We start from the raw sequence: 23776 nt of genomic DNA, 5'->3' as shown, positions 1-23776 counted from the left end.
GGGAGTACGGTCATGCACGCACGAGTTTTATGGTTGGGGCTGAGTTTTTTCATCGCGCAAGGCGCGCAGGCCGAAGGCATGGAGGAGCGTCTGCGCACCCAGTTGCGCAGCACCACCCAGCAGTTGCAGACCCTGCAGAGCCAGCAGGCCCAGGCCAGCGCCGCGCAACTGGCGGCGCAGAATGAGGCCAAGGCCGCGCAGGCGCAGATCAAGCAATTGACCGCTGAACTGGCCAAGGCTAAAGGCCTGGCCGAGCAGTTGGCTGGCCAGCAGCAGAACCTGCACAACCAGGCCCAAGCGCAAGTCGCCGCCAGTAGCGAACAGGTCGGCAAGTTCAAGAAGGCCTACGACGAGTTGCTGGTCATGGCCCGTGCCAAAGAGGCAGAACGGTCTAAGCTTCAAGCGCAATTGGCTGAACGTGACACACAAGTGCAGCAATGTTCAGTCAAGAATCAGCAGATGTACGGCGTCGCCAAGCAGATCCTCAGCGCCTACGAAAACATTGATGTGGCCGAGGTGATGAAGATCCGCCAGCCCTTCGCGGGCAGCGCCCGGGTCAAGTTCGATGAACTGGCGCAGGGGTTCGGTGACGAGCTCTACAAGACTCAATTCGACGCGCCGCAAGCTGCGCTCGCGCATTGATTAACAAACAAGGAAGAAGTCATGACTCAATTGATCAGCCATGTATCCCCGCAATCCCTGACCGAAGTCCTGCAAGCGGCCGGTTATCGCGTCAACCAGACGGAACAGAACGGCATCGTGCAGTTGCTCAGCGCCAGTCAGGGCATCGGTTATGCCGTGCGTTTCGGCAACCCGGCGGTGGAGCAGGGCCGCTATGTCGATTTCACCTTCAGCTGCGCGCTGCGGGTGCAAGGTGAGTTGCCACAAGGTGTGGCCGAGCAGTGGAACGCCACCCGGCGTTTTGCCCGGTTGTCGTTGCAGGGCGAGTTTCTGGTGATGGAAATGGACGTGGTGGTCGCGGCGGGTGTGAGCAACGATCACCTGCGTGGCAGCCTGGAGCTGTGGGACCGTTTGCTGCAGGAATTCATCGTCTACCTGCGTGATTTCACCCAGGCCGCTCAAGCCTCGACAGCCAAAGTCGCTACCGCTGAGCAAGAGGAAGTCGCGCTGTGAAAAAGCCTGCCATGGTGATCGGCGCCGGGGCAGTGGCGCTGTTGGTGGTAGCCGTGGCGCTGGTGCTGCGACCGGGTACTGACCCGGTTGCCGCCCAGCAATCGTCGCCGTTGGCGGCGGTTGCTGCGGGGCCGGCCGTGGCGCGACTGGGCAATCAGCAGGTGACGCCGCAGGAGTTGCAGGCGTTGCTGGCGACATTGCCACCGGCAAGTGCCGAGCAACTGCGCGGCAACCGTGAAGCACTGGAGCGCTGGATTCGTACCCGTCTGGCGGAGAAAGCCGTGCTCGAGCAGGCCGACGCTCAGGGCTGGGCGCAGCGTCCGGACGTGGTGCGGCAAACTCGCGCGGCCAGCGAGCAGATCGTCTTTCGCGATTACCTGCGCTCGGTCAGCACCGTGCCGGCGGACTATCCGAGTGCGGCCGAGCTGCAACAGGCGTACGACGCTGGCAAGGCCAATTGGATGACTCCGCCGTTGTATCGGGTCAGCCAGATTTTCCTCGCGGTGCCGGATGCCCAGAGCCTGGACGCCGTGCGCAAACAGGCGGCCGAGCTGAGCAAGAAAGCCCAGGGCACGCCGGGGGATTTTGCCGCGCTGGCGACTCAGTACTCGCAGGATCGGCTGACCGCCGAACGCGGCGGCGACAGCGGGCTGCAACCGTTGCAGCAACTGGTGCCGGAGGTGCGGGGCGTGGTGGCGAAGTTGAAGGTCGGCGCGGTGTCCGACCCGGTGCAGAGCGCAGCCGGTTTCCATGTGATCAAACTCACCGAACAGCAACCGGCGCGTACCGCGACTCTGGATGAATTGCGCGATCAACTGACCCAGGCCTTGCGTGCGCAACGTCAGGAGCAGATTGCCCAGGCGTATCTGGACGGGATGCTCAATACCGCAACGCTGAGTATCGATGGGGCCGAGCTGAACAAGGTCCTCGAAACCCACCAATAAATCACCTTGTGGGAGCGAGCCTGCTCGCGAATGCGGTGTGTCAGGCAGCGTAATTGTTGAATGTGCTGGCGCCTTCGCGAGCAGGCTCGCTCCCACAGTGGATTGTGGTGCACTCAAGACCAACAAAGATCGACAGGGAGTCATCGATGTCATTCACCGAACCCGCAGGACGACAGGGTAGCCCCGACTATCGCTGGGCACAGGGCGAGCACGAGTCGTGGCTCGCGCAAGCCGCGACCATCGATGCCGACGTCGCGCAATATTTTCTGGTCAGTGCTCGCTGCGGTTGCTTCATGCAGGCGGCGCGCAGCCTCAACGTGCGCTCGACCTTGCTGCGCAAACAATTGGCGCAGCTTGAGCAAACGCTGCAACACGCGCTGTTCAGCTTTCAAGGCAGCGCCTTGAGCCTGACCCGTGAAGGTCAGCAGTTGCAGGCGCAACTGGTGGCGCTGGCCCATGAACGCAAGCTGCCGGTGATCGAGCAACCCCTGATCAGGCTGGCCGTCGCCGAATCGATCCTGCACGACATCCTCGGCCGCGACCTCATCGCACTGCTGCGCCGCAACGCCAGCGTGCGCCTCGAGATCATCGCCCTCGACAGCGAACTGGCTCTGCGCGCCGTCAGCGCCGACATCGTGCTGTGGCTCGCCCATGGTGAAACCCCGTACCCCGGCCCGACCTTCGCCACCAGCGAACCGCAACGCCTCGCGCAACTGGAATACCAGCCGCACATTGCCAAACGCTATTCCCGCGTGACTGCACGGCCAGGGAGCCCGGATGATCTTGCCGATTTCATGCTGGTGCAATGGCAGCATGACCGGCAGATCGATAGCTTCCGGCCGTGGAACAATCTCGTCGAACAGCGCTTGGCCGGGGTGGTGCAGATGCAGTCTTACGAGCTGATGCTGGAAATGATCCGGTGCAGCGCTTGCATTGGTTTGTTGCCGATGTACATGAGCCGGTTTGATCGCGGGTTGGTGGCGTTGCCGGGGTTGTTTGAGGAGGCGATGCGGTTGCAGGCGTGGTTGGCGGTGAACAGTGACTCGCAGGGTGTTGAAGAGGTACAGGTGCTCGTGGAGTTGATTCGGCGGACGTTTAGCGAACGTGGGGAGTGGTTTGAATAACGGTAAAAAAGACGGATTTATCCAGTTAAATAAATCCGTCCACTTTTTCCTTGTCCCATTTTTCATTTTTTTTTGCTGTATTGGATGTGTCGGGTTAATTGGTCTTTAGTTTTATGATTTTTATAGAGGTTATGTCGCCCTGATTGCCATAGGTACCGGCCCATGCAAAGCCGCAAGATACGGATTTATTTACGTCCGCGTTTAAGGTTAGTTCGCTGCTAACTTCGCTCCAGAATGTGCCGAGCGGCGCTATTGTCCAGTCAGTACTATTGAAAATATAGTATAAGTTCGAAGTTTGAAGAGTCCTTCTCGCTGTTATTGTGAGTTGGTATTTTCCTTTGGTTAAGCTGAATGTCTTAGTAATGGCTGAGAGGGAATTGGGATCGGAGACGAATCGTAAGAATCCATCTTGGCCTTCCTTCATTAATGTCTGAGCTCTGGTACGAACCGACCAACCATTTGTACCATTAGTGAAGTCCGTATGGTCGATCACTTCTCCTTCATCCGCACGAATGCTCAACCTCGCGCTGGCCGTTGCTCTACCACTGACAGCAGTAATTGAATGATCCCCTTCCACACTCCCCGCCTTAACCCCATTAACCGCTATCTTCCCGTCAACGCCGGTCACGAAGTCCTTGGTTCCCGCCCCTCCGGCAAACGTCGTCCCCTGTGGCAAGATGATGGTGACAGTCTGTCCTGCACTGGGCAGCCCTGCCTGAGTGACAAGCAGTTCAATCCCCGTCACCTGTTCGCCCGTCGTAGCGGTGTAAGGCGCATTGAGAAACGCCACCACGACATCAGGCTGTGCCTGAACGGTGTAACTGCGAACCGGAAACTTCACCGCCAATCGCGCATTGGCCACCCCGTCATAGTTCAAACTGAACAGGATGGTGAACACACTGCCATCCATGAGCCCTTGCAACCAAGTCAACGGTACAGGCCGGACCAGTCCCGGTCCGGCGCTCAGGGCGTCACCATTCAGGTCGTCGTGGAAGACCGGATTACCCTTGCTGTCCACCCCCTCATAGCGTAACCATCCGCTCTGTCCCGACACTTGATGTGCATACGCCGGCAACTGAAGCACGGAGGACGGAAGCAGTTTTGTAGCGTCCAGGTTAGATGTGTCGTTCCCATCAATCGTCGGCACAGGCAGTCTCGGATCGTGATCCGCAATTCTCTTTACTGAGGCGTCCAGTACTTGCGAGTCGTACAGCTTGCCACTACGTTGCAGTACATAACGTAACTTCAACTGTTTACCCATGTTCGCCGCGAGAAATGCGCTGTCCAAAGGAAAGTTGGCCCGGCTTGCGGAATTCAATGGTTTGAAATCGAATGTCGGTGAGCCAGCCCAAGAGCCAATCATTTTTACGACATCGCCTGAACGGAAACCGAGCACTTCCACCTGGCCGTTTGCACCTTTCAGGTTAGCGGGATCCAACGGGTCCAGAACACCACCCAGCGATTTCTGAAAACGTGGTGGCAGCAGATCCGGTAACCCTTCACCCACCACTCGGGCCATGGCCGCGACCGATTGGCCGATAGATGTGCCATTGCGCAGCACCGCATACATGCTCTTCACTGTGCTGCCGGCGATCACCTTGTTATTGTCTACCCACAGGATCAAGACCTTTTTCTGTCCGAACTCGTCGGCTTCCACGACTCCCTTCAACGGCACCACGACGTCGAGTTTACCTTCAGCGCTTGCCGTATAGGTTCCATCGATGACATCCCCCGCAAGCAGGCGCGGGTCGTTGGTCAGCACAATCACTTGCAGTCGATTGGTACCCAGTAACTCCAGGTCGATGATCTCGGATACATCGCCAGGATCGTTCGGGCGCTCACGATAGATCACCCCCTGCAAGCGTTTGCCGTCCAGGTTCTCGTCGACGGTTTGCGAGGCTGACCACACGGCGTCGGGGTCGGGTGTATTGAGGAGTTGGTCAGTCACGGTGAATGAAAAGTCCAGTTTGCCGCTCGGCCTGATGGCCTTGTCGAGGAATGCGCGATCCACGATAAAACACACGGTGGTCGGTGCCGGCGAGCCGGGGTCAGGTGGTTGCGGTGCGTCGTTGGTGCCCACTTCGAAAGTGACGATCTCCCCATTGCACTTGAGTGTGATCGTGTCGTAGGCCCGGCAATAGGGATAGGTGAAGCACACCTGTGCGCTGACAAACCCTGGCCCGACGCCATTCTTGATCTCGTCAGGCAGCGTCATGCCGAGTTCGGAATGGCCCACGATATCGGGGCGGACGTCTTTCAAGCCAGGCCGGATCATGTTGAAGAGCGCTTCCAGCATCGGCGTGGAAGAGCTGAAGTTCTGGCTGTTGCGAAAAATTTCGTAGTACAGCTCGTTGACTCGGTCGGAGTGCAGTCGCCCCACTGGAATACGCATTTCAATCGGGGCGTCCGGGTTGCCGACAGGCTTGCTGTCCAGTGGCGCCACCTCACCCTTTAGCTTCAGCACGATGGTATCAGTCGGATCGACCGTGCCTGCCAGTGGCGGATCGATTCGAACTCTCGCGCCCAGGCCGTCGGGCACCAGATTGTAAATGGCAAGCGGGACACCGATGCGCGCGCCGATAACTGAATCAGTGGCGCCCTGCACGAAAGGAGGTGCCAGCACCAGATTGGTGTTTTGCAGTGAGGTAGGCGTAGTCATGTCGATGCTCCGGCGAGGTAGGGATGCAGGCGTCATCAAACGCTGGATACGTGAAGGCGTCACCTGTCAGATCTGACAGGTGAGCGCTGTTTCAAGACGAATGGTCGTTGGAGAACGGTTTTCCTACAGACGCGAAAACGGCCCATGCGGGGCTGTTTTGGTTTCATCACTCAGGGCTGAGGTTCAGCCGCCACATCCAGATTATCCAGCACCCGGTTCACCGCCAGTTCCGCCAGCATGATCAGTTGCCCGATGCCCAGCAGCACATGCCGCCGCGGCGTATCGATCATCCCGGCAAAATCGCTGGCCATGGTTTTGGCCGAGGTCAGGTTTTCGCAGGCGTCGGCCAGCAGTTCTTCATTCGGGATGCCGGGGGCGATGAGGTAGCGGGTGATGGGTTTGAGCAGCGGCTTTCTGGGGTGGAACGGATTGAGGTAGTGGTCGAGGGCGCGGTCGGCGGCTTCGTGGAATTTCTTTGAATCGAGGGTTTCGTAGGGCGAGGTCGAGTCGGTTTCGGGTGGGTTTGGTGTTGGTTTGATCATGATTGAATCTCCAGAGTCATGGAGCCGCCACGATTCGCTGCGATACGAAGGGGGGGCAGCTATACGCGGGTCGCAGACCGGGACTCTAGAACCGGCAGACCCGAGGGTCTCCCACGTACAGCCGCCATAAAACTGGAGGATGTTGTGCGTCTAGAGATCGCGGGCTGCGAGACCCGATCGCTGATTCATCAGCGACCCGGAGACGATAGAGCCCACCCTCAAGGCGTACAAGCCGGCGGATTCTGGCGGATGCGTAGGCAATGGCGCAAGGCGTTGTGGCTTACCGGACGTTTCGGTCAACGGCTTTAAACAGTCGTGGCGAATCCGTGAAGAAGCGGTTTACATTGAGCGGCCACGCACTGATCCAGGAGGGATTTCTCATGCCTGAGCACGACCCCGCCATTCACTTCGAGCGCTTCAGAATTAAATAAATGCGTCCCCTTTATCATTCCCCAAAAAAATCACAATGATCGAACCAGAAGGCTATCAATATCATAGTCGTTAACATCCATAGCACTTTGAAGATTGACAATCTGAAAAGCAATTTTTCCCGTTGTCAGGGCCGCAGCTCTAAATGAATAATCCTGAAACGGATTACTGGAAATTCTAAATGTTGAAGAAGCACTATTTCCAATGTACAAAACTAAAAGTGCATCATTAGGTGTGCCGGGATTAACTTTTTTTGCGGTTACTCTAAATTCATATGTTCGTCCGCTGAAAACCTCAAACTCCTTCGACAACACTGTTCCAGCATGAGAGCCCGAGCCGGAAGTATTGTTAAATAAATGATATCCAGGGCGATCTTGAGTAGGCCAGAATTGGAGTTCCCTACCTGCAGGACCTTTTATCCAACCACGCATTGATAGATCATTAAAGTCAGTCAGATCATATAGTGGAGAAAACAGGATAATTCTGAGAGCCCACGCTGAAGACTCCACTCCACTCCCATAATTCGCTTTTACCGTATAACTGTGCTCCCCCGGTGCCTGGCCCGTGAGTGTGTAAGTGTAAACGCCTTTAACATCGACCGGGATCGTGGCTTTAAAGGCAGCATGATCCAGCAACTGGAGCGTGTGACCGGCACTCGCTTTACCGCTGATCACCAGCGTGGTCGCCGTGGTCGACCCTCCCTTCGGAACGAGTGCACCGGTGGCGCTGTTTTCTTTTATCCAGTCAATGATTGCGTTGACGTTGGCCACCACAGTCAGGGTCCAGACATTGGAGTACACAGTCCCGGGGTGATACAGCGACTGAATGTAGAACCGATGGGCGCCCTGAGCGACCGTGATGGTGATCGAATAGTCTCCCGCCGGGTTGGCGGTCATCTTGCCCAACGGCTTCGCGCTCGCGCCGCTGCCATCGTACAACTCGCCCTGCTGGCCAGGGCTCAGCTTGCCTCTAATCACCAGCGTGGTCGCTGTGGTGAATCCTGCGCCCGCAACAGGTTTACCGGTGGCGGTGTCCTCGTTCACGTTGCCGATGGTCGGCACGACCAGTGCCACAGCCTTGATCATGTAGGCCCGATCCGGAAACTCCACGGCCGTCGCCCTGACATTGCTCATGTCCATCGACACCGCGAACTTGATGATCAGTGAAGTGCCATCTCCCAGCTGCTTCAAGTAACTGTTCACCAACGCTTGAGGCCAGAAACCCTGGCTGACCCAAGTCGGATTGACCCGCGCCGGCAGACCATTCCACAAGACCAGATTGTGCGCCGTGCCGTCCGCCTTCTTGCCCTCCAGCGAAAGCCAGCACGGCATGCCATCGGCAATCAGCGTCCAGAGCAAGGCGTGAATCGTCGCGTTCTTCGCGCCCAGCGCGATAACGTCCAGCACGTTGTTCGCGTCCGCTTCCACAATCTTCGGAGGGACCAACGCCGTGGCGGGCAATGGCAGGATATTCAGTGGCAAGACTTTCGACGAGGTCGTAACACCATTGCGTTCGATGACATAGGAGACCTTGATCCCGTTGCCCAGACTGTAGGCCAGCACCGAGCGCGGTACCACGAATTTCAGACCGGCACTGACCAGGCGTTGCGGACTGGTGAAGGAAGCCCCTGGCGCACTGATCGCGCCCTCCCACACGAAGTGGATCTTGTCGCTGGGCAGCAAAGTGCCCGCAGGCACCACTCCCTCGACATTCTGCAACGTCGGATTGAAGTTGTTGCCTGTCTGCCCTGTGACGGAAGGGGGCGGTAAAACAAGTGTGTTGGCAGTGATGACGATGGAGGTCGTCGGCGACACTCTGAGGTTACTCAGTTGATCTTCATTGGTGGCGCTCACTGAACGAGTACCGTCACCGATCTGCTGGAGGTCAAGGGTCGTCAGGGTGTAGGTAACCGGGTTGGCAGGATGGACGTAGGGAATTGTTTTGCTCCACGTCCCCACGGTCAGCGTCATCACGTCATATTCGCGCGGGTAGTCGCGCGTGAGGGTGAACGTGGCCGGCTGCCCCGGGCCAATGCTGGCCGGATGGCTGACCGTGATACCGGAGACCGGGTTGTTGAACAGCACATTCAGTATCGGGGTGGATTGATCTTTATTACCGCTGACCCGGGTGACTTCGTAGTACAGCGTATTGAGGCCATCCTTCATCACTCCCCAAAGCAACTCCATAAAAATGCGGTTGTTCTCTTCGCCCGGCTTGATCGGCTTGATCACGGATGTCGCCTGGCCGTTGACCCACAGCCTTACGGAGTTACCTGCTTCAGAGGGAGTAGAAAACAACGTGACCGGGTCGATCACCATGAAGAGTTTGGTGGATGGCGAATGAATGCTTTCGGGAATGCCGAGATGGTAGGCCCCTGGCGGTTGCAGGTTTTCTACTGCGCCCGGGATGGCCATCGGATATAGCTGGAGCAAGGCGCTGATCTGTGTCGAATTGATGTTGATGCTCGTGCTCATGCTGCTCTCCTGGCGTAGGGTGCGAAGCTATCTTCGGGACGTGCCCCATCACACCGCGATAGAAGAGAACCGTCACCTGTCAGATCTGACAGGTGAGCGTGGTTTCAAGACGAATGGTCATCAATGAACAGTTTTCCTGCAGACGCAAAAACGGCCCGCGAAGGGGCCGTTTCAGTTTCAACACTCAGGGCTGAGGTTCAGCCGCCACATCCAGATTATCCAGCACCCGGTTCACCGCCAGTTCCGCCAGCATGATCAGTTGCGCAATCCCCAGCAGCACATGCCGATGCGAGCCGTCCACCAGCCCGGCGAAGTCGGCGGCCATGGTTTTAGCCGAGGTCAGGGTTTCGCAGGCGTCGGCCAGCAGTTCTTCGCTGTCGATGCCGGGGGCGATGAGGTAGCGGGTGTTGGGTTTGAGCAGCGGTTTTCTGGGGAGCAGGGGATTGAAGTAGTGGTCGAGGGCGCGTTCGGCGGCTTCGTGGAAGGTCTTCGAATCCACGGATTCGTAAGGCGAGGTGGTGTCGGTTCGGGTGGGTTTGGCGTTGGTTTGATCATGGTGAAGCTCCTTGAGAAATGGAGCCGTCATCCATCGCTGCTAAACGAATGGGGTGGCGGCTGTACGCGGGTTAGCAGTCCAGGCTCAAGGATCCCGGCGCACCGAAGTGCCCCACGCAAGCCGCCATAAAACAGAAATGGCGAAACCAGCGTGCCTTGAGAATTGCCGAGCTGCTAAACCCGATCGCTGATTCATCAGCGACCCGGAAACGATAGAGCCGGCCCTCAAGGCGTACAAGCCGGCGGATTCTGGCGGATGCGTAGGCAATGGCGCAAGGCGTTGTGGCTTACCGGACGTTTCGGTCAACGGCTTTAAACAGTCGTGGCGAGTCCGTGAAGAAGCGGTTTAAAGTGACCGGCCACGCACTGATCCAGGAGGGATCTTTCATGCCTGAGCACAACCCCGCCATTCACCTCGAACGCTTCAGCGAATCCCACGTCGAGGGCGTCACCGCGCTTTACAACGACCCGGCCGTGACCCGGCAGGTGTTGCAGATGCCGTTTCAGTCTGCCGAGATCTGGCGCCAACGACTGATGCCGGAAAATGAGCGGATGGTGAAACTGGTGGCGCTGCATCAAGGTGCGGTGATCGGGCATCTCGGACTGGAGGCTTTTTCGCGGATTCGTCGCAGCCACGCCGGCAGTGTCGGCATGGCCGTTGCGCTGGCGTGGCAGGGCAAGGGCGTCGGTTCGAAGCTGCTGGCAGCGGCGCTGGACGTGGCGGACAACTGGATGAACCTGCACCGGGTCGAGCTTTCGGTGTACGCCGACAACGAGGCGGCCATCGGTCTCTACCGCAAGTTCGGCTTCGAGAACGAAGGCCTGTTCCGAGACTACGCCGTGCGTGACGGGCAATGGGTCGACACCCTGAGCATGGCCCGCCTGCGCCGTCGATAAGCCAAAAAAATCCTGTGGGAGTCAGTCGCTCAATGCAAACGCCACCGCCGCCTGCGCATGCAGTTCGGTGGTGTCGAGCAGGGGCAGGGCGCTGTGTTCGGGTTTGACCAGCAAGCCGATTTCCGTGCAGCCGAGGATGATCGCCTGGGCACCGCGCGCGGTCAGCGACTCGATCACTCGTTGATAGATGGTGCGTGATTCGTCACTGATCACTCCGACGCACAATTCGTCGTAGATGATCCGGTGCACGTCCTTGCGCTCGGCGTCGTCTGGCACCAGCACTGTCAAACCCTGCGCAATCAGACGCTGCTTGAGAAAATCCTGCTCCATGGTAAACGCCGTACCGAGCAGGCCCACCGTGTGCGCATCAATATTCAGCGCGGCCTGCGCTGCCGGTTCGGCAATGTGCAGGAACGGAATGCTGATCGCTGCCTGAATCTGCTCCGCGACCTTGTGCATGGTGTTGGTACACAGCACCACGCACTCGGCGCCGCCGGCCTGCAGCCTGCGCGCGGCATCCACCAGAATCGCCGCCGCATCGTCCCAGCGCCCGGCGTGCTGGGCCTGTTCGACCGGGCCGAAGTCGACGCTGTACATCAGGATTTGCGCCGAGCGCAGCGGGCCGAGGCGGTCGCGGACCTGTTGATTGATGAGTCGATAATATTCAGCGCTGGATTCCCAGCTCATGCCGCCGATCAAGCCGATGGTACGCATTGAAGTTCCTCGTTCAATGGCCCGTATTGGAAAAGTCGGGCTCCGGCCGAGTGTCCATCGGTTGCACGACGGATGCCAGTACAAAGCAACTGTACCGTTGATCCATTTGCCAAGTGTCACGGTGTCGGCGTTCGAGGTTAAACGTACGCCGGCGCCTCGATCTGTCACTATCGACTCTTGCAGGCTCTCCCCGAGGAACGTACCGATGAACGACGTACAACAACTGGGCGAAATGCTTCGTCACTATGCCGAGAGTGAAGCGCACAAGAAGCAATTATTCGAAACCCAGTCGCAGGCTTGGGCCAGCCGCATCTCCGAACTGTTCGGCCAGATCCAGCAATGGCTGGAACCGGTGCAGGCACCGAACCTGCTGGCGGTGAGCCGCGAGGCTTACGTCGCATTCGGGCCGAGTACACCGGTGGAGACTTCGACCTTCAAGACTGAAAAACTCAGCATCGTGATCGCCGGCAAACCGGTGGAATTCGTGCCGGACGTGATGGGCAGCGCCGGGCAGATTTCTCTGGCGGTGATGGGCCTGACGGCGGCGCGCTACGGCAGCATTTCGCTGGTGGGATTGCCGAGCGGCGAGTGGCAGTGGCGCAAGACCAATGGCCTGAAGGATCCGGACACCTTTGTGTTTGATGCAGACTTTCTCGCGCAGCAGTTGCAGAGCCTGATTCCCCGCGATCGCGCCTGACCCGCCACAAACCCTGTAGGAGCTGCCGGAGGCTGCGATCTTTTGATCTTGTTTTTAGAAAATCAAAATCAAAAGATCGCAGCCTTCGGCAGCTCCTACACGGGGCGGGGATTACATGTCGAGGTTGATCCAGCCCGGTTTCGCCTGTTCCGGCGCCACGGCTTTCACGGGTTTTCCGGTGGCCAGTTCCACCCGCCGTGCCACCTCCGGATCATCGGCAAATGGCACCATGCTCGCATCGTCGAGGCTCTCTGAAGTCTGATGGCGCAGGCAGTACTCCACCGCCAGCCACAGAAACACCACGCCCAGCACATTCAAGAAAATATCCATCCTCTTCAGCTCCCGGCCTCAGGCGATCTGCGCCTGACTGCGCGCCAGCGCCACGTCGGCGACCCGCACCGTGCGCCAGACGTTGTAGGCCATCAGCAGCATGCCGCTGAGGAAGAACACCCCGCCGGCAAAGCGCACGATGAACCCCGGATGACTGGCCTGCAGCGCCTCGACAAACGAATAGGTCAGCGTGCCGTCCTCGTTGATCGCCCGCCACATCAGGCCCTGGGTGATGCCGTTGACCCACATTGAGGCGATGTACAGCACCGTACCGATGGTCGCTAGCCAGAAGTGCAGGTTGATCAGCGGTGTGCTGTACATCTGCTCGCGGCCAAAGACTTTCGGCACCATGTGATAAGTCGCGCCGAAGGTGATCATCGCCACCCAGCCCAGCGCCCCGGCGTGAACGTGGCCGATGGTCCAGTCGGTGTAGTGGGAGAGGGCGTTGACGGTCTTGATCGCCATCATCGGGCCTTCGAACGTCGACATGCCGTAGAACGCCAGTGACAGCACCAGAAAGCGCAGGATCGGGTCGGTGCGCAACTTATGCCAGGCGCCCGAAAGGGTCATCATGCCGTTGATCATCCCGCCCCAACTCGGCGCCAGCAGGATCAGCGACATCGCCATGCCCAGCGACTGCGCCCAGTCCGGCAGCGCGGTGTAGTGCAAGTGGTGCGGGCCGGCCCAGATGTACAGGGTGATCAGTGCCCAGAAATGCACGATCGATAGCCGGTAGGAATACACCGGGCGATTGACCTGTTTCGGCACGAAGTAATACATCATCCCGAGGAAGCCGGTGGTCAGGAAGAACCCCACCGCGTTATGCCCGTACCACCACTGCACCATGGCATCGGTGGCCCCGGAATACACCGGATAGGACTTGAACCAGTCCACCGGAATCGACAGGTGATTGACCACGTGCAGCATGGCGATCACCAGAATGAACGCGCCGAAAAACCAGTTGCCGACGTAGATATGTTTGGTCTTGCGCTGCACCACGGTGGTGAAAAACACGATGGCATACGCGACCCAGACCACCGCCATCCACACCGCGCCGGAGAATTCGATCTCGGCGTATTCCTTGGTGGTGGTGTAGCCCAGCGGCAGGGTGATCAGCATGATCACGATCACCGATTGCCAGCCCCAGAACGTGAAGGCGGCGAGCTTGTCCGAATACAGCCGCACTTGGCAGGTACGCTGCACCGCGTAGTAACTGGCGGCGAATTGCGCGCTGCCGGCGAAACCGAAAATCACCAGGCTGGTGTGCAATGGCCGCAAGCGGCCGAAGGTGGTCCAGGGCAGGTCGAGGTTCATGTCCGGCCACACCAGTTGCGAGGCGATCCATACCCCCATCGCCATGCCGACGACACCCCAGAACACCGTCGCGATAACGAATTGGCGGACGACCTTGTAGTTATAAGCCTGCCCGATTGTTGCTGTGCTCATGGTCAGTTCTTCCACGGTTGCAAAGTCTTGCCAGGCCACCCTGGTCTGGCACGAGCTGCACTGTAGGAATACCGCCAGAAACAAAACAGGCTCAGGAATCTTTCATTTGTACGGATCAGATTGAAGTGCTGCCTGCGGCGTTCTGCCGCGCCCTGATACGGTTTTTATCGTTTCAGGTGAATCTGTTGTGTGCTGCGCTGATCGTCCATAGTGCCTTTCGAAAACTGTGGGAGCGAGCCTGCTCGCGAATGCGGTGTGTCAGCCAACAATGCAGTTGCCTGACACACCGCATTCGCGAGCAGGCTCGCTCCCACAGAACTATTTGATGAGGTGGGGCAGGCACATGTATCAATACGACGATTACGACCGCGCACTGGTGTTCGAGCGCGTTGCGCAGTTTCGCGATCAGGTCGAGCGCTTCATGGCCGGTGAATTGAGCGAAGAGGAGTTCTTGCCGCTGCGCCTGCAAAACGGCCTGTATATGCAAAAGCATGCGTACATGCTGCGGGTGGCGATCCCCTACGGCACCCTGAGTGCCGAACAGATGCGCACGCTGGCGAGTATTGCCGCCGACTACGATCGCGGTTACGGCCACTTCACCACGCGGCAGAACCTGCAATTCAACTGGATCGAACTGGCGCAGGTGCCGGACATCCTTGAACGTCTGGCGCAGGTCAACATGCATGCGATCCAGACCTCCGGCAACTGTGTGCGCAACATCACCACCGAAGCCTTCGCCGGGGTCGCGGCGGACGAGCTGATCGATCCGCGCCCGCTGGCAGAAATCCTCCGGCAATGGTCGACGATCAACCCGGAATTCCTCTTCCTGCCACGCAAGTTCAAGATCGCCATCTGCTCGGCAAAACAGGATCGCGCGGCGATCATGATGCATGACATCGGCCTCTATCTTTATCCGGGGCGCGACGGGCAAATGCTGTTGCGTGTGATCGTCGGTGGCGGGTTGGGGCGCACGCCGATTCTCGGTGTGCAGATCCGCGAAGGTTTGCCGTGGCAGCATCTGCTGTCCTACGTCGAGGCGATCCTGCGGGTCTATAACCGCCATGGCCGGCGCGACAACAAGTACAAGGCGCGGATCAAGATTCTGGTCAAGGCGCTGGGCATCGAGGCTTTCGCCAAAGAGGTCGAGGAAGAATGGCAACACCTCAAGGACGGCCCGGCGCAGTTGACCGAGGCTGAATACGCGCGGGTCGCCAGTGCCTTCGTGCCGCCGATCTATCACACCCTGGCCGATACCGATCTGGATTTCGGCACGCGTCTGGCCGAAAGCCCGGCGTTCGCTCGCTGGGTCGCGCGCAACGTGCAGCCGCACAAGAAAGCGGGTTACACCAGCGTAGTGCTGTCGACCAAACCCGGCCTGAGTGCGCCCCCGGGGGATGTCACCGGGTTGCAGATGCTGGCGGTGGCCGACTGGGCGGAGCGTTTCGGCTTCGGCGAGATCCGCATTGCCCACGAACAGAATATCGTTCTGCCCGATGTGCAGAAGTCTGAACTGTATGCGCTCTGGCAACTGGCCTGCGAACACAAGCTGGGCAGCGCCAATGTCGGCCTGCTGACCGACATCATCGCCTGCCCGGGCGGTGATTTCTGTGCGCTGGCCAACGCCAAGTCGATCCCGATTGCCCAAGCGATACAGGCGCGTTTCGCCGACCTCGATTACCTGCACGATCTGGGCGACATCAGTCTGAACATCTCCGGCTGCATGAACGCCTGCGGCCACCACCACATTGGCAATATCGGCATTCTCGGTGTCGATAAAAACGGCAGCGAGTGGTACCAGATCACCCTCGGCGGCGCGCAGGGCAAACACAGCGCATTGGGCAAAGTCATCGGCCCGTCCTTCAGCGCGGCGGAGGTGCCGCAGGTGATCGAGCGGATCATCGGCACCTTCGTGCGTTACCGCGAAAGCGAGGAACTGTTTGTCGACACCGTGGCGCGCATTGGCCTGGAGCCGTTCAAGGAGCGGGTCTACCCGAAAGCGCTGGAGGTGTCGGCATGAACAATCTGCTGCGGCTGGAGCAGGGTGTGGCGCGGCAGGTCGAGGATGATCCGTGGACGCTGATCCGCGAGCCGGAGCAGGGCAGGCCGCAAGGATTGCTGATCCTGCCGCTGGCGCACTGGCTGCAATCGCCGTCGACGTACGCGGTGTGGCTGGGGCCGGACGACGACGTTGAAAGCGTGGTGCCGTGGCTGGCTTCGCTGCCGCTGATTGCCCTGGATTTCCCGAGCTTTCGCGATGGTCGGGCCTACAGTCAGGCCTATCTGCTGCGCAGCCGGTTTGGCTGGAGCGGTGAGTTGCGGGCGATTGGCGATGTATTGCGTGACCAGCTCAGCCATATGCGCCAATGCGGATTCGACAGCTTTGCAGTGCGCGAGGACAAGTCGGCCGAAGATGCGCTCAAGGGCCTGACGGGGATGAGCGTGCTGTACGGCCGCTCGGTGATCGAGCCGCGCCCGCTGTTCCGCAGACGCTGAATATCCATTGCTTGATAGATACTTTGTGGTGAGGGGATTTATCCCCGATGGGCTGCGAAGCAGACCTAAAATCTGCCGAAGCATTTCTTCAGCTAAAACCTGTTGGCTGGTTCTGCGGCCGCTGCGCAGCCGGTCGGGGATAAATCCCCTCACCACAATTGTCTAGCGGCCCCTTCTATACAGGGGAAACCCTTACACCCCGCACCATTCCCGGATTTTCCCTTGGGTCGATGCTGGCCTTTTGGTAGAGTCGCCGTCGCCAGCGGGTTTTCGGCTGGACGACGGAACGAAGAAGGGAGTCTGGGTAGTGAGTGCGGGCAAAAAGATTTTGGGCCTCACGGCGTTGCTGTTGATGCTGACGCTGTGGGCCAGTTACTTCTATGTGTTCAAGGAAAACCGCGACGGCCAGTTGGGCGGCGCCGGTGAAAGCACCGCGTGGTGCGGCACGCCGCCGTCCACCGAAGCAGCGCTGTTGGGCAAGGATCAACTGACCCTGCGCGTCACCAACAACCTGCGCGGCGAGTTCATGCTCAGTGGCTCGCTGGTGGTCTCCGAACGCACCTTTAACCGCTACGATCTGGGTCGCAACGAACTGCGTCTGCGCCTCGAACCGTTGCAGTGGTCGTATGGCGTCACGCCGATCTTCCTCGAACAGGTCAAGGTCCAGCCGCTGAGCCGCAACCTCGCCTCACCGACCAAAAGCGCCTACGCCGAGCTTGAACCACGGCCAATCGGCGTGCAGGGTCAGGTCACCGACTTTCCGTTCGACACCTATCGTTACGGCTACAAACCGGTGCTGTATTACCTTAAGGGCAGCGAGCGCATCGACCTGCGCTTCAAGAACATCACCACGCTGATGGACCTGTCCAACACCTTCACACCGATTCAGAAATACAACCGCGTCGAGTACATCAACGAGAGAAACTCGATGATCCGCGACGAGGACTACAAGGCCTACGGCCCGCACGAATGCGCGTTCAGCGTCGAGCGCAAAGGCTCGTTCAAGGTTGTGGTGCTGTTGTTGCTGCTGGTGCTGTGCCTGCCGCTGCTGCACGTGTTCTATCGCGACGAACCGGGGATCGACTTCCTCGCTACGCTGGTGGCGATTGCCGTAGTGCGCGTGCTGCTGGTGGGGCCGGTGCAGGACTTCCAGCTGTACAACATCGACTTCCTGTTTGGCGCAGCGATTCTGCTGGTGGGCTCGGTGTCGCTGATCAAGGCGATGCGCGCCAACAGTCGCCGGGAGATGGCGTTGAAGAGCGGGGCGACATCCTCCTGGTGACACAGGCCTGAACATGACCCTGTAGGAGCTGCCGCAGGCTGCGATCTTTTAAAAGCAACATCAAAAGATCGCAGCCTGCGGCAGCTCCTACAGGGCGCTTTATTTCAGCGCCGGATCGCCCGTGTTCATCTTCTTCCACCCCTGCAACAGCACCTGGGCCTTCGGCTCCTGGCCGTTCTCCAGGTAGTACTGGATCAGCGACAGCCGGGCATTGCGGTTCGCCGGCTGGACTTTGAGCAGACGCTCCAGCTCGTCACACGCCTCGGTCACCTTGCCACTGTCGTGCAACGCCACCGCCAGCACGTAACCGTACTGCGGGTTCTGCGGCTCCAGTTGTGCGGCTTTGTGCAGCGCGGTCATGGCTTCGGCAGTCTTGCCGGCGCGGATCAATGACAGGCCACGGGTGTGCTGCAGCAATGCAGCGTCCGGGTGCGCCTTGAGGCCGTCGTCCAACAGGGTCTGCGCTTCCTGAACCCGACCATTGGCCTCCAGCCATTGCACCAGCGTCACCAGCGCCGGGTAGAAATCCGGATCGCGTTTGAGTGCGGTGCGCAGCAACCCTTCGACCTCGGCAGCACGGCCACTGGCCTGATACAGCATTGCCAGGTTCAGGTTGGCCTCGGCCCGTTCCGCGAGACTGTTCTGCACCGCCTCATACTCGGCAATCACCGCGTCCCAATGGGGCTGTGCGGCGCCGAGGCCGTTGTTGCGCGCCACGCTGAGCAGGTCCCGCGCCGCGACGATGCGCACGGCTTTCACCGGATCGCCGAGCAGCGGTGTCAGCAACGAGGCGCGCTCGGCGGGCGGCAGGAAGGCACTGATGGCGCGCACCGCGCTTTCGCGAACCTGCGGCGCTGGATCTTTCAGATTCTGAGTCGCCAGTTTCAAAGCCTGATCACTCGGATACAGCGGCAGTTCAGTCAGCAACGTTGCCCGCTGAATCGCCGGCAGATCGCTGCGCTGCAATTGCTCATACAGAGCGTTTGCTGCGCCGGGCTGGCCGTTGCGAATCAGCCACAGGCTCTCGTCATAGCGCGGTGCCTGTGGGGTCGCCGCGGAGGCGTTCCACACCTTGAATTGCGCGGTGACCTTGTCCCCGGCCTTGCCTTGGTGGCAGCTCAGACACGCATCGGGCGTCCCGAGTTTTTGCGCGCGTTCCGGGTTGGGGATGCTGAAGCTGTGGTCATGGCGCCAGTCGTTGCCCATGTAGAACTTGCCGGGCATGTGGCAATCCACGCACTGCGAGCCGGGCTGGCCCGGGGTGTGGCGGGTGTGTTCGATGGAGTCGTAGTTCTTCGCTTGCAGGCCCTTGCCATCGACACCTTCGACCGAGGTCTTGCCCGCCGTGTTGTGGCATTGCAGACACACCGCGTTGCCCGGCGCCTTGAGTTCGCTGCTGTGCGGGTTGTGGCAATTGCTGCAGCGCACCCCTTTGTCGAACATTTTGCTCTGCAGGAACGAACCGTGCTCGAACACCTCATCCTTGATCTTGCCGTCCAGCGCATACAGTTCGCGGGTGAGAGTGCTCGGCAGGTAGTCGTCCATCAAGTGCTTGCCGACGGTGAAGCCATCGCCCAGCGGCGCACGGCGCGCATGGCAGCGGGCACAGGTTTCGATTTCGACGGTAGCATTCTTGTCCTTGAGGTCGACGGCAAAACCCTTGTGGATCAGGTCGTCTTTTTTCTGCGTCCACTCCAGGTGATTCGAGGCCGGGCCGTGGCAGGCCTGACAGCCAACCCCGAGACTGTTCCACTGGCTGTTGAACGTGTTGCTGGCCGCATCGAAATTGCGCTTGAAGCCAGTGGTGTGGCATTCGACGCACATGAAGTTGGCGTTCTGGCTGGGCTTGCTCCAGTGCAGCGGATTCTTGAAATTCACGCCTTGGCCGGGATAGAGGTGAAACCAGCGGTGTTTCTCGGTATCCCACGCCACACCGAGCGCCTGCAAACGACCTTCGCCGACGTCGATCAGGTATTGCTGCAACGGTGCAATGCCGAAGGTGTAGGCGACTTTGAAGTCAGCGTTCTTGCCATCGATACCCGGCGTATTGACCTGGAACTGGTCGTCTTTGCGGGAGAACCGGGTGGTCTCGTTTTCGGCCCTGAAGGTGACGTTGTTGAAGTCGCCAAGCACGGTGTCGGCATTCGCTGGCTGCATCGCCAATTGGTGATGCGAGCCTTGCCAGTCCTTGACCTGCTCAGTATGGCAGCCCTGACATTGTTGCTCATCGACCATGCTGGCGGGCTTCTGTGCCACCGGTTGCGGTCTGGCGACGACAGGCGCCGCCGCACTGATCGGCGGGGCCTTGTACGGCGCGGGCGAAGGGCTGAACAGAAACCAGCCAATGCCCGCCACAGCGGCCAGCAGCACGCCAATGGTGAGAGGGAACAGATAACGCGAAAGGGACGGTCGGGACGAATCAGGTTCAGGCGGTACGACGTTATTTTTATGCTTGGGCATTACGACTTCCATGGTCCAGGTGCATTGGCCTGCTGGCGTGCGTTCAAGCTCGATGCAGCTTTGCCGGATGCCCGCCATCTGTCAAACGTCAGTTGTGACACGGCGCCCGGTGTTGTGTGAATTTTCTGGTTTTCAGCGCAATTGCCGCGGTTTTAGCTATACCTGTAACTCCCCCTACGCAATACATTCAGGCCTTCTGACAGGAGTTACAGCATGAAGCTAGCAGTAATGATGGGCACCCTCTGCATTGCCACCCTTGGCGTGGTGGGTTGCTCCAGCAAAACCGTCGCTCCCGATGAGTATTCCGGCTTTCTCAAGGACTACAGCCAGCTCAAGGAGGCCAAGTCGCCGTCCGGTGCCGAGGTGATGCGCTGGATTGATCCGAAAGTGGATATCAGCAAGTTCACCAGCGTGTACATCGAGCCGACCCAGCTCTATCCAAAGCCGCAACCGACCGCGAAGATTTCCCAACAGACCCTCAACGGCATCACCTCCTATTACGATCAGGCGCTCAAGCGTGAAATCAGCAAGGATCTGCCGTTGGCCAACGGCCCTGGCCCAGGCGTGATTGTGGTGCGTGCGGCCATCACTGCTGTGAGCAGCAAGACCGAAGGCCTGCACGCTTATGAAGTGATCCCGGTGGCTCTGGTGGCGGCAGCCGTCAGCACTGCCAGCGGTATCCGTGATCAGGAAACCACGCTGGCCACCGAAGCGGTGTTCCTCGACGGTGCGAGCAACAAGGTCGTGGCGCAGGTGGTGCGCAAAGGCACCGGCAAACCGTTGGAGAACGACACGCAAGCCATGAAGGCCACTGATGTCAAACCGGTGATTGATGGCTGGGCCAATGACATGCATCAGATGTATGTGAAGCTCAAGGCAGAGGCTAAATAATGCAGCGGGGCTGATGGCCTCATCGCGGGCAAGCCCGCTCCCACAGGGTTCTGTGCTGTGAATGCGATTATTGATTCACATCGGTCCAAGTGGGAGCGGGCTTGCCCGCGATGGCATTCGGTCAGGCGCTACATCATTGCCCGGTAAACCAGCGGAAATACGGATTCCCGCCATCCCAACGCATCACCTCACGCATATCCCGCCCCCACGCATCCCGATCCCCGTCATACGCATGCAGGCTGGCGCGGTAGAACTGCATCAGGCGCTGGCGCTGCGTCTCCAGTCGCTCAGTGAACCCGGCATCGGCATTCACTAGCGGCGGTGGCTGATACAAGTCCAGCAGTGCCGGCAACACCCAAGTGATTTCCTTGCTGCGTACCCATGGCGCGTATTCGATCCGGGGCTGATCGTCCGTGACCGCCGGGGCATTGGCTGCGAAACGTTCAAGGCCTGCGCGATCGGTGACCCAGGTCGCGAGTAACGCGGCCGCCGAGCCAATCCCGACATCCTGCAAAGTGCTGCGCACGCTGGCCTGCTGGAAGCGCTCGGTGATTTTCGCCGCGTCCAGTTGCATCGGCTGCAGCGAACCGACCAGCAGCATCTCGTGGAACTCACTGGTCCACAGCGAGGCATACGGGAACACGTCGAGGAAGCTGCGTACCAGTGCGCGCGAGTCGTCGATGTTCTGGGTCGGCAACGGTAACCACTGTGCGACGATGCCGTGTTGCTCCAGCCGACTGGACGCCAACTGATAGAAGTCTCGCGAGTACAGATTGACCACGCCGGCTGCCGACGGCGGTGGCGGTTCGAGGGTAATCAGGTCGTAGGTCTGCGGGCTGCGCAGCAGTTCCTGGCGACCGTCGCGAAGGCGCACATCGATTCCCGGATCGCTGGCGGCATTGAAGTTGCCCTTGAACAGGGGCGCAGCCTTGACCACCGACGGTAACAACTCGGCAACCACCCGATGTTCCAGGCCCGGATAGCGCAGCAGGGCGCCGGCGGTGATCCCGGTGCCGAAACCGATCACCAGTGTCGAGCGTGGCTCGCCGTTGTGGATCAGCAACGGCAGCAGGGCCTGGATGCGCATGTAGCGCAGCGACGGCATGGCATCGCCGGTGTTCGACACACCTTGAATGTACAGGCGGTGGAAGCTGTTCTCACCGCGGCCCTGAGCGACCACCGCCACGGTGCCGCCTCGGCCTTCCTCGTAGAACGCCAGCGTGCCGTTGCGCGCACCGGGCAGCAGACTGGCGAGTTTGTCGACCGGCGTCAGTACGGCCAATACCACCGATACCAGGCCCAACGCGACCACTGCCTGACGTCGGCCTTTTTTGACGTGGTGACCCTTGCGCACAGCCACGTAGCCAGTGCCGGCCGCGATGATTGCCAGCAGGCCTAGCGTGCGCACCAGCCCCAGCAGCGGAATCAGCAGAAAACCGCAGAGCATCACCCCGACAATCCCGCCCAGCGTGTTGAACGCGACCACGGCACCCACGTCACGACCGATTCGTTCGAGACCCACGCTCAGCCGCAGCGCCAGCGGAAACGCTGCGCCGAGCAACAGCGTCGGCACGAACACGATGCTCAGCGCCGCCACTGCAAAACGTGCGCTCATGCCGGCCAGTTCGCTGGCGCCAAACGCCAGCACCCACTGCTCGGCCTGACTTTGCGCCAACACCAGCCAACGCCCGAGCAGGGCAATTTCCAGCAAAGCGATCAGCCCGGCACCGGCTATCAGCAGACCGAACACGCCCCACGGATCGCGAATGCGCTCGACGCGACGAGCGAGCACGGCGCTGCCGATGAACAGCCCGGTCAGGTACGTGGCGAGCACCACGGCAAACGCGTAGGTGCGGGTGCTCATGAACTGCACGATCGACTGTGACCAGACCACTTCATACCCCAGCGCCACGCCGCCGGCGATGGCGTACAGCCACAGTGCGGTGCGGTCTGCGGCTTTCCCGGTATGAGGTTTGACGGGCGCTGCAACTGGCGTCGGACGCTGACGTTGCAGCCACAGCGCAGCGGTTGCGGCCAGCAGATTGAGCATTGCGGCAAACAGCGCACTGCCACGCACACCGAGGGTGGCGATCAGCACGAATGCGGCGAGCAGGGTGCCGACAATTGCGCCGAGGGTGTTGGCCGCATACAGCTGACCGCCGGCCTTGCCCGGGTCAGCCGCCAGCGAGCGCACCAATACCGGAAGCGTGCCGCCCATCAATACCGCCGGAATCCCCACTAGCGCGAATGGCAACAGCCAGGCCAGCAGGCCGACATGGCTTTGCAACCAGGCAAACGGGCTCGCCGCCAGGCTCATCGCAACCGTGGCGCCGACACCAAGTATCGCCACCAGCACTTCCAGCCCGGCGTAGAGCAGCACCGGTTGCTGCAAGCGATCAGCCCAGCGCCCGAACAGCCAGCCGCCAATGGCCAGCCCGGCGAAAAACGCGCTGATGCCGGTGGTGATGGCGTAGACCTCGACCCCGACCACCAGCGACAACTGCTTGATCCACAGCACCTGATACACCAGCGCGGCGGCGCCGGAGGTGCACAACAGCAGGGCAGAGATCAGCAGCGCCGGGGTGGCGGCTCGGGCGGTGGGTATGGCCGACGGCTTGCTGGCGATACGTGAGGACATGCGGGGGGGCCTTGTTCAAATCACACAATATCTGTGACGGTGCGGGCCTCATCGCTGGCAAGCCAGC

18 protein-coding genes and 1 pseudogene are annotated in these 23776 nt (G+C 59.8%); 10 read left to right on the top strand and 9 right to left on the bottom strand.

Features of this window, described 5'->3' with window-relative positions:
• Positions 1 to 12 precede the first annotated feature (12 nt).
• The 4 genes from HXW87_RS18560 (at position 13) to HXW87_RS18545 (ending at position 3202) form a co-directional block, all read left to right on the top strand.
• Positions 13 to 642 (top strand): DNA repair protein, encoded by a 630-nt coding sequence (locus tag HXW87_RS18560; protein ID WP_239777301.1) that lies wholly within the window; start codon positions 13 to 15, stop codon positions 640 to 642.
• A gap of 21 nt (positions 643 to 663) precedes the next feature.
• Positions 664 to 1134 carry a YbjN domain-containing protein gene (locus HXW87_RS18555; RefSeq protein ID WP_239777299.1) on the top strand — a complete coding sequence of 157 codons (471 nt, stop codon included), beginning with the start codon at positions 664 to 666 and terminating at the stop codon, positions 1132 to 1134.
• Positions 1131 to 2078: a peptidylprolyl isomerase gene (locus HXW87_RS18550; RefSeq protein ID WP_239777297.1), complete on the top strand. Its 948-nt coding sequence runs from the start codon at positions 1131 to 1133 to the stop codon at positions 2076 to 2078. The genes HXW87_RS18555 and HXW87_RS18550 overlap by 4 nt, the downstream gene beginning before the upstream one ends.
• A 146-nt stretch (positions 2079 to 2224) precedes the next feature.
• On the top strand, positions 2225 to 3202 hold the full coding sequence (locus HXW87_RS18545) for a LysR family transcriptional regulator (protein WP_095666687.1): 978 nt from the start codon (positions 2225 to 2227) through the stop codon (positions 3200 to 3202).
• Positions 3203 to 3296: 94 nt separating this feature from the next.
• On the opposite strand, the gene HXW87_RS18540 is transcribed toward HXW87_RS18545, so the two are convergent.
• The 4 genes and pseudogenes from HXW87_RS18540 to HXW87_RS18525 form a co-directional block, all read right to left on the bottom strand.
• Positions 3297 to 5861: a hypothetical protein gene (locus HXW87_RS18540; RefSeq protein ID WP_239777295.1), complete on the bottom strand. Its 2565-nt coding sequence runs from the start codon at positions 5859 to 5861 to the stop codon at positions 3297 to 3299.
• Between the two features lie 170 nt (positions 5862 to 6031).
• Positions 6032 to 6403: a hypothetical protein gene (locus HXW87_RS18535; protein WP_182400986.1), complete on the bottom strand. Its 372-nt coding sequence runs from the start codon at positions 6401 to 6403 to the stop codon at positions 6032 to 6034.
• Between the two features lie 461 nt (positions 6404 to 6864).
• Positions 6865 to 9306 carry a hypothetical protein gene (locus HXW87_RS18530; RefSeq protein ID WP_239777293.1) on the bottom strand — a complete coding sequence of 814 codons (2442 nt, stop codon included), beginning with the start codon at positions 9304 to 9306 and terminating at the stop codon, positions 6865 to 6867.
• Positions 9307 to 9490: 184 nt separating this feature from the next.
• Positions 9491 to 9861: pseudogene (locus HXW87_RS18525) on the bottom strand (DUF6124 family protein).
• Positions 9862 to 10248: 387 nt separating this feature from the next.
• On the opposite strand from HXW87_RS18525, the gene HXW87_RS18520 reads away from it, so the two are divergent.
• Positions 10249 to 10758, top strand: a complete 510-nt coding sequence (locus HXW87_RS18520) for a GNAT family N-acetyltransferase (RefSeq protein WP_095666684.1) — start codon at positions 10249 to 10251, stop codon at positions 10756 to 10758.
• Positions 10759 to 10779: 21 nt separating this feature from the next.
• Here HXW87_RS18520 and HXW87_RS18515 read toward each other — a convergent pair whose 3' ends face one another.
• Complete coding sequence (locus HXW87_RS18515) at positions 10780 to 11472, bottom strand: aspartate/glutamate racemase family protein (RefSeq protein WP_182400990.1); 693 nt, start codon at positions 11470 to 11472, stop codon at positions 10780 to 10782.
• 205 nt (positions 11473 to 11677) lie between these two features.
• On the opposite strand from HXW87_RS18515, the gene HXW87_RS18510 reads away from it, so the two are divergent.
• Entirely contained in the window at positions 11678 to 12169 is a 492-nt protein-coding gene (locus HXW87_RS18510; RefSeq protein ID WP_239777291.1) for a hypothetical protein, read from the top strand.
• Between the two features lie 111 nt (positions 12170 to 12280).
• On the opposite strand, the gene HXW87_RS18505 is transcribed toward HXW87_RS18510, so the two are convergent.
• Together HXW87_RS18505 and ccoN are read right to left on the bottom strand one after the other, a co-directional pair.
• Positions 12281 to 12499 carry a cbb3-type cytochrome c oxidase subunit 3 gene (locus HXW87_RS18505; protein ID WP_121185228.1) on the bottom strand — a complete coding sequence of 73 codons (219 nt, stop codon included), beginning with the start codon at positions 12497 to 12499 and terminating at the stop codon, positions 12281 to 12283.
• Between the two features lie 18 nt (positions 12500 to 12517).
• The gene (gene ccoN / locus HXW87_RS18500) at positions 12518 to 13945 is read right to left on the bottom strand and encodes a cytochrome-c oxidase, cbb3-type subunit I (protein ID WP_047294666.1); all 1428 of its coding nucleotides are present in this window, start codon (positions 13943 to 13945) and stop codon (positions 12518 to 12520) included.
• 343 nt (positions 13946 to 14288) lie between these two features.
• On the opposite strand from ccoN, the gene HXW87_RS18495 reads away from it, so the two are divergent.
• The 3 genes from HXW87_RS18495 to HXW87_RS18485 all read left to right on the top strand — a co-directional run bounded on the left by HXW87_RS18495 (position 14289) and on the right by HXW87_RS18485 (position 17720).
• The gene (locus tag HXW87_RS18495; RefSeq protein WP_239777290.1) at positions 14289 to 15962 is read left to right on the top strand and encodes a nitrite/sulfite reductase; all 1674 of its coding nucleotides are present in this window, start codon (positions 14289 to 14291) and stop codon (positions 15960 to 15962) included.
• Positions 15959 to 16438, top strand: a complete 480-nt coding sequence (locus HXW87_RS18490; RefSeq protein ID WP_239777288.1) for a DUF934 domain-containing protein — start codon at positions 15959 to 15961, stop codon at positions 16436 to 16438. Before HXW87_RS18495 ends, HXW87_RS18490 begins: the two co-directional genes overlap by 4 nt.
• A gap of 307 nt (positions 16439 to 16745) precedes the next feature.
• Positions 16746 to 17720, top strand: a complete 975-nt coding sequence (locus HXW87_RS18485) for a hypothetical protein (protein WP_239777286.1) — start codon at positions 16746 to 16748, stop codon at positions 17718 to 17720.
• A gap of 99 nt (positions 17721 to 17819) precedes the next feature.
• Here HXW87_RS18485 and HXW87_RS18480 read toward each other — a convergent pair whose 3' ends face one another.
• Positions 17820 to 20180, bottom strand: a complete 2361-nt coding sequence (locus HXW87_RS18480; RefSeq protein ID WP_239777285.1) for a tetratricopeptide repeat protein — start codon at positions 20178 to 20180, stop codon at positions 17820 to 17822.
• A 213-nt stretch (positions 20181 to 20393) separates the two neighbouring features.
• Here HXW87_RS18480 and HXW87_RS18475 point away from each other — a divergent pair, with 213 nt between their 5' ends.
• Positions 20394 to 21071, top strand: a complete 678-nt coding sequence (locus tag HXW87_RS18475) for a DUF3313 domain-containing protein (RefSeq protein WP_182400941.1) — start codon at positions 20394 to 20396, stop codon at positions 21069 to 21071.
• A 133-nt stretch (positions 21072 to 21204) separates the two neighbouring features.
• Here the strand turns inward: HXW87_RS18475 and HXW87_RS18470 are convergent, their stop codons facing one another.
• Entirely contained in the window at positions 21205 to 23709 is a 2505-nt protein-coding gene (locus tag HXW87_RS18470) for a fused MFS/spermidine synthase (protein ID WP_239777283.1), read from the bottom strand.
• Positions 23710 to 23776: the final 67 nt, after the last annotated feature.

Origin of the sequence: Pseudomonas sp. Y5-11 (assembly GCF_022368695.1) — a bacterium.
Taxonomy (GTDB): Bacteria; Pseudomonadota; Gammaproteobacteria; order Pseudomonadales; family Pseudomonadaceae; genus Aquipseudomonas; species Aquipseudomonas parakoreensis.
The sequence above is the reverse complement of the archived record's forward strand: the minus strand, read 5'-3'. Positions and strand labels throughout refer to the sequence as shown.

Excerpts from the sequence above, each read along its gene's own strand:
- HXW87_RS18560 (WP_239777301.1), top strand. The coding sequence starts at position 13 with ATGCACGCACGAGTTTTATGGTTGGGGCTGAGTTTTTTCATCGCGCAA.
- HXW87_RS18555 (WP_239777299.1), top strand. The coding sequence starts at position 664 with ATGACTCAATTGATCAGCCATGTATCCCCGCAATCCCTGACCGAAGTC.
- HXW87_RS18545 (WP_095666687.1), top strand. The coding sequence starts at position 2,225 with ATGTCATTCACCGAACCCGCAGGACGACAGGGTAGCCCCGACTATCGC.
- HXW87_RS18540 (WP_239777295.1), bottom strand. The coding sequence starts at position 5,861 with ATGACTACGCCTACCTCACTGCAAAACACCAATCTGGTGCTGGCACCT.
- HXW87_RS18535 (WP_182400986.1), bottom strand. The coding sequence starts at position 6,403 with ATGATCAAACCAACACCAAACCCACCCGAAACCGACTCGACCTCGCCC.
- HXW87_RS18530 (WP_239777293.1), bottom strand. The coding sequence starts at position 9,306 with ATGAGCACGAGCATCAACATCAATTCGACACAGATCAGCGCCTTGCTC.
- HXW87_RS18520 (WP_095666684.1), top strand. The coding sequence starts at position 10,249 with ATGCCTGAGCACAACCCCGCCATTCACCTCGAACGCTTCAGCGAATCC.
- HXW87_RS18515 (WP_182400990.1), bottom strand. The coding sequence starts at position 11,472 with ATGCGTACCATCGGCTTGATCGGCGGCATGAGCTGGGAATCCAGCGCT.
- HXW87_RS18510 (WP_239777291.1), top strand. The coding sequence starts at position 11,678 with ATGAACGACGTACAACAACTGGGCGAAATGCTTCGTCACTATGCCGAG.
- HXW87_RS18505 (WP_121185228.1), bottom strand. The coding sequence starts at position 12,499 with ATGGATATTTTCTTGAATGTGCTGGGCGTGGTGTTTCTGTGGCTGGCG.
- ccoN (WP_047294666.1), bottom strand. The coding sequence starts at position 13,945 with ATGAGCACAGCAACAATCGGGCAGGCTTATAACTACAAGGTCGTCCGC.
- HXW87_RS18495 (WP_239777290.1), top strand. The coding sequence starts at position 14,289 with ATGTATCAATACGACGATTACGACCGCGCACTGGTGTTCGAGCGCGTT.
- HXW87_RS18490 (WP_239777288.1), top strand. The coding sequence starts at position 15,959 with ATGAACAATCTGCTGCGGCTGGAGCAGGGTGTGGCGCGGCAGGTCGAG.
- HXW87_RS18480 (WP_239777285.1), bottom strand. The coding sequence starts at position 20,180 with ATGCCCAAGCATAAAAATAACGTCGTACCGCCTGAACCTGATTCGTCC.
- HXW87_RS18475 (WP_182400941.1), top strand. The coding sequence starts at position 20,394 with ATGAAGCTAGCAGTAATGATGGGCACCCTCTGCATTGCCACCCTTGGC.
- HXW87_RS18470 (WP_239777283.1), bottom strand. The coding sequence starts at position 23,709 with ATGTCCTCACGTATCGCCAGCAAGCCGTCGGCCATACCCACCGCCCGA.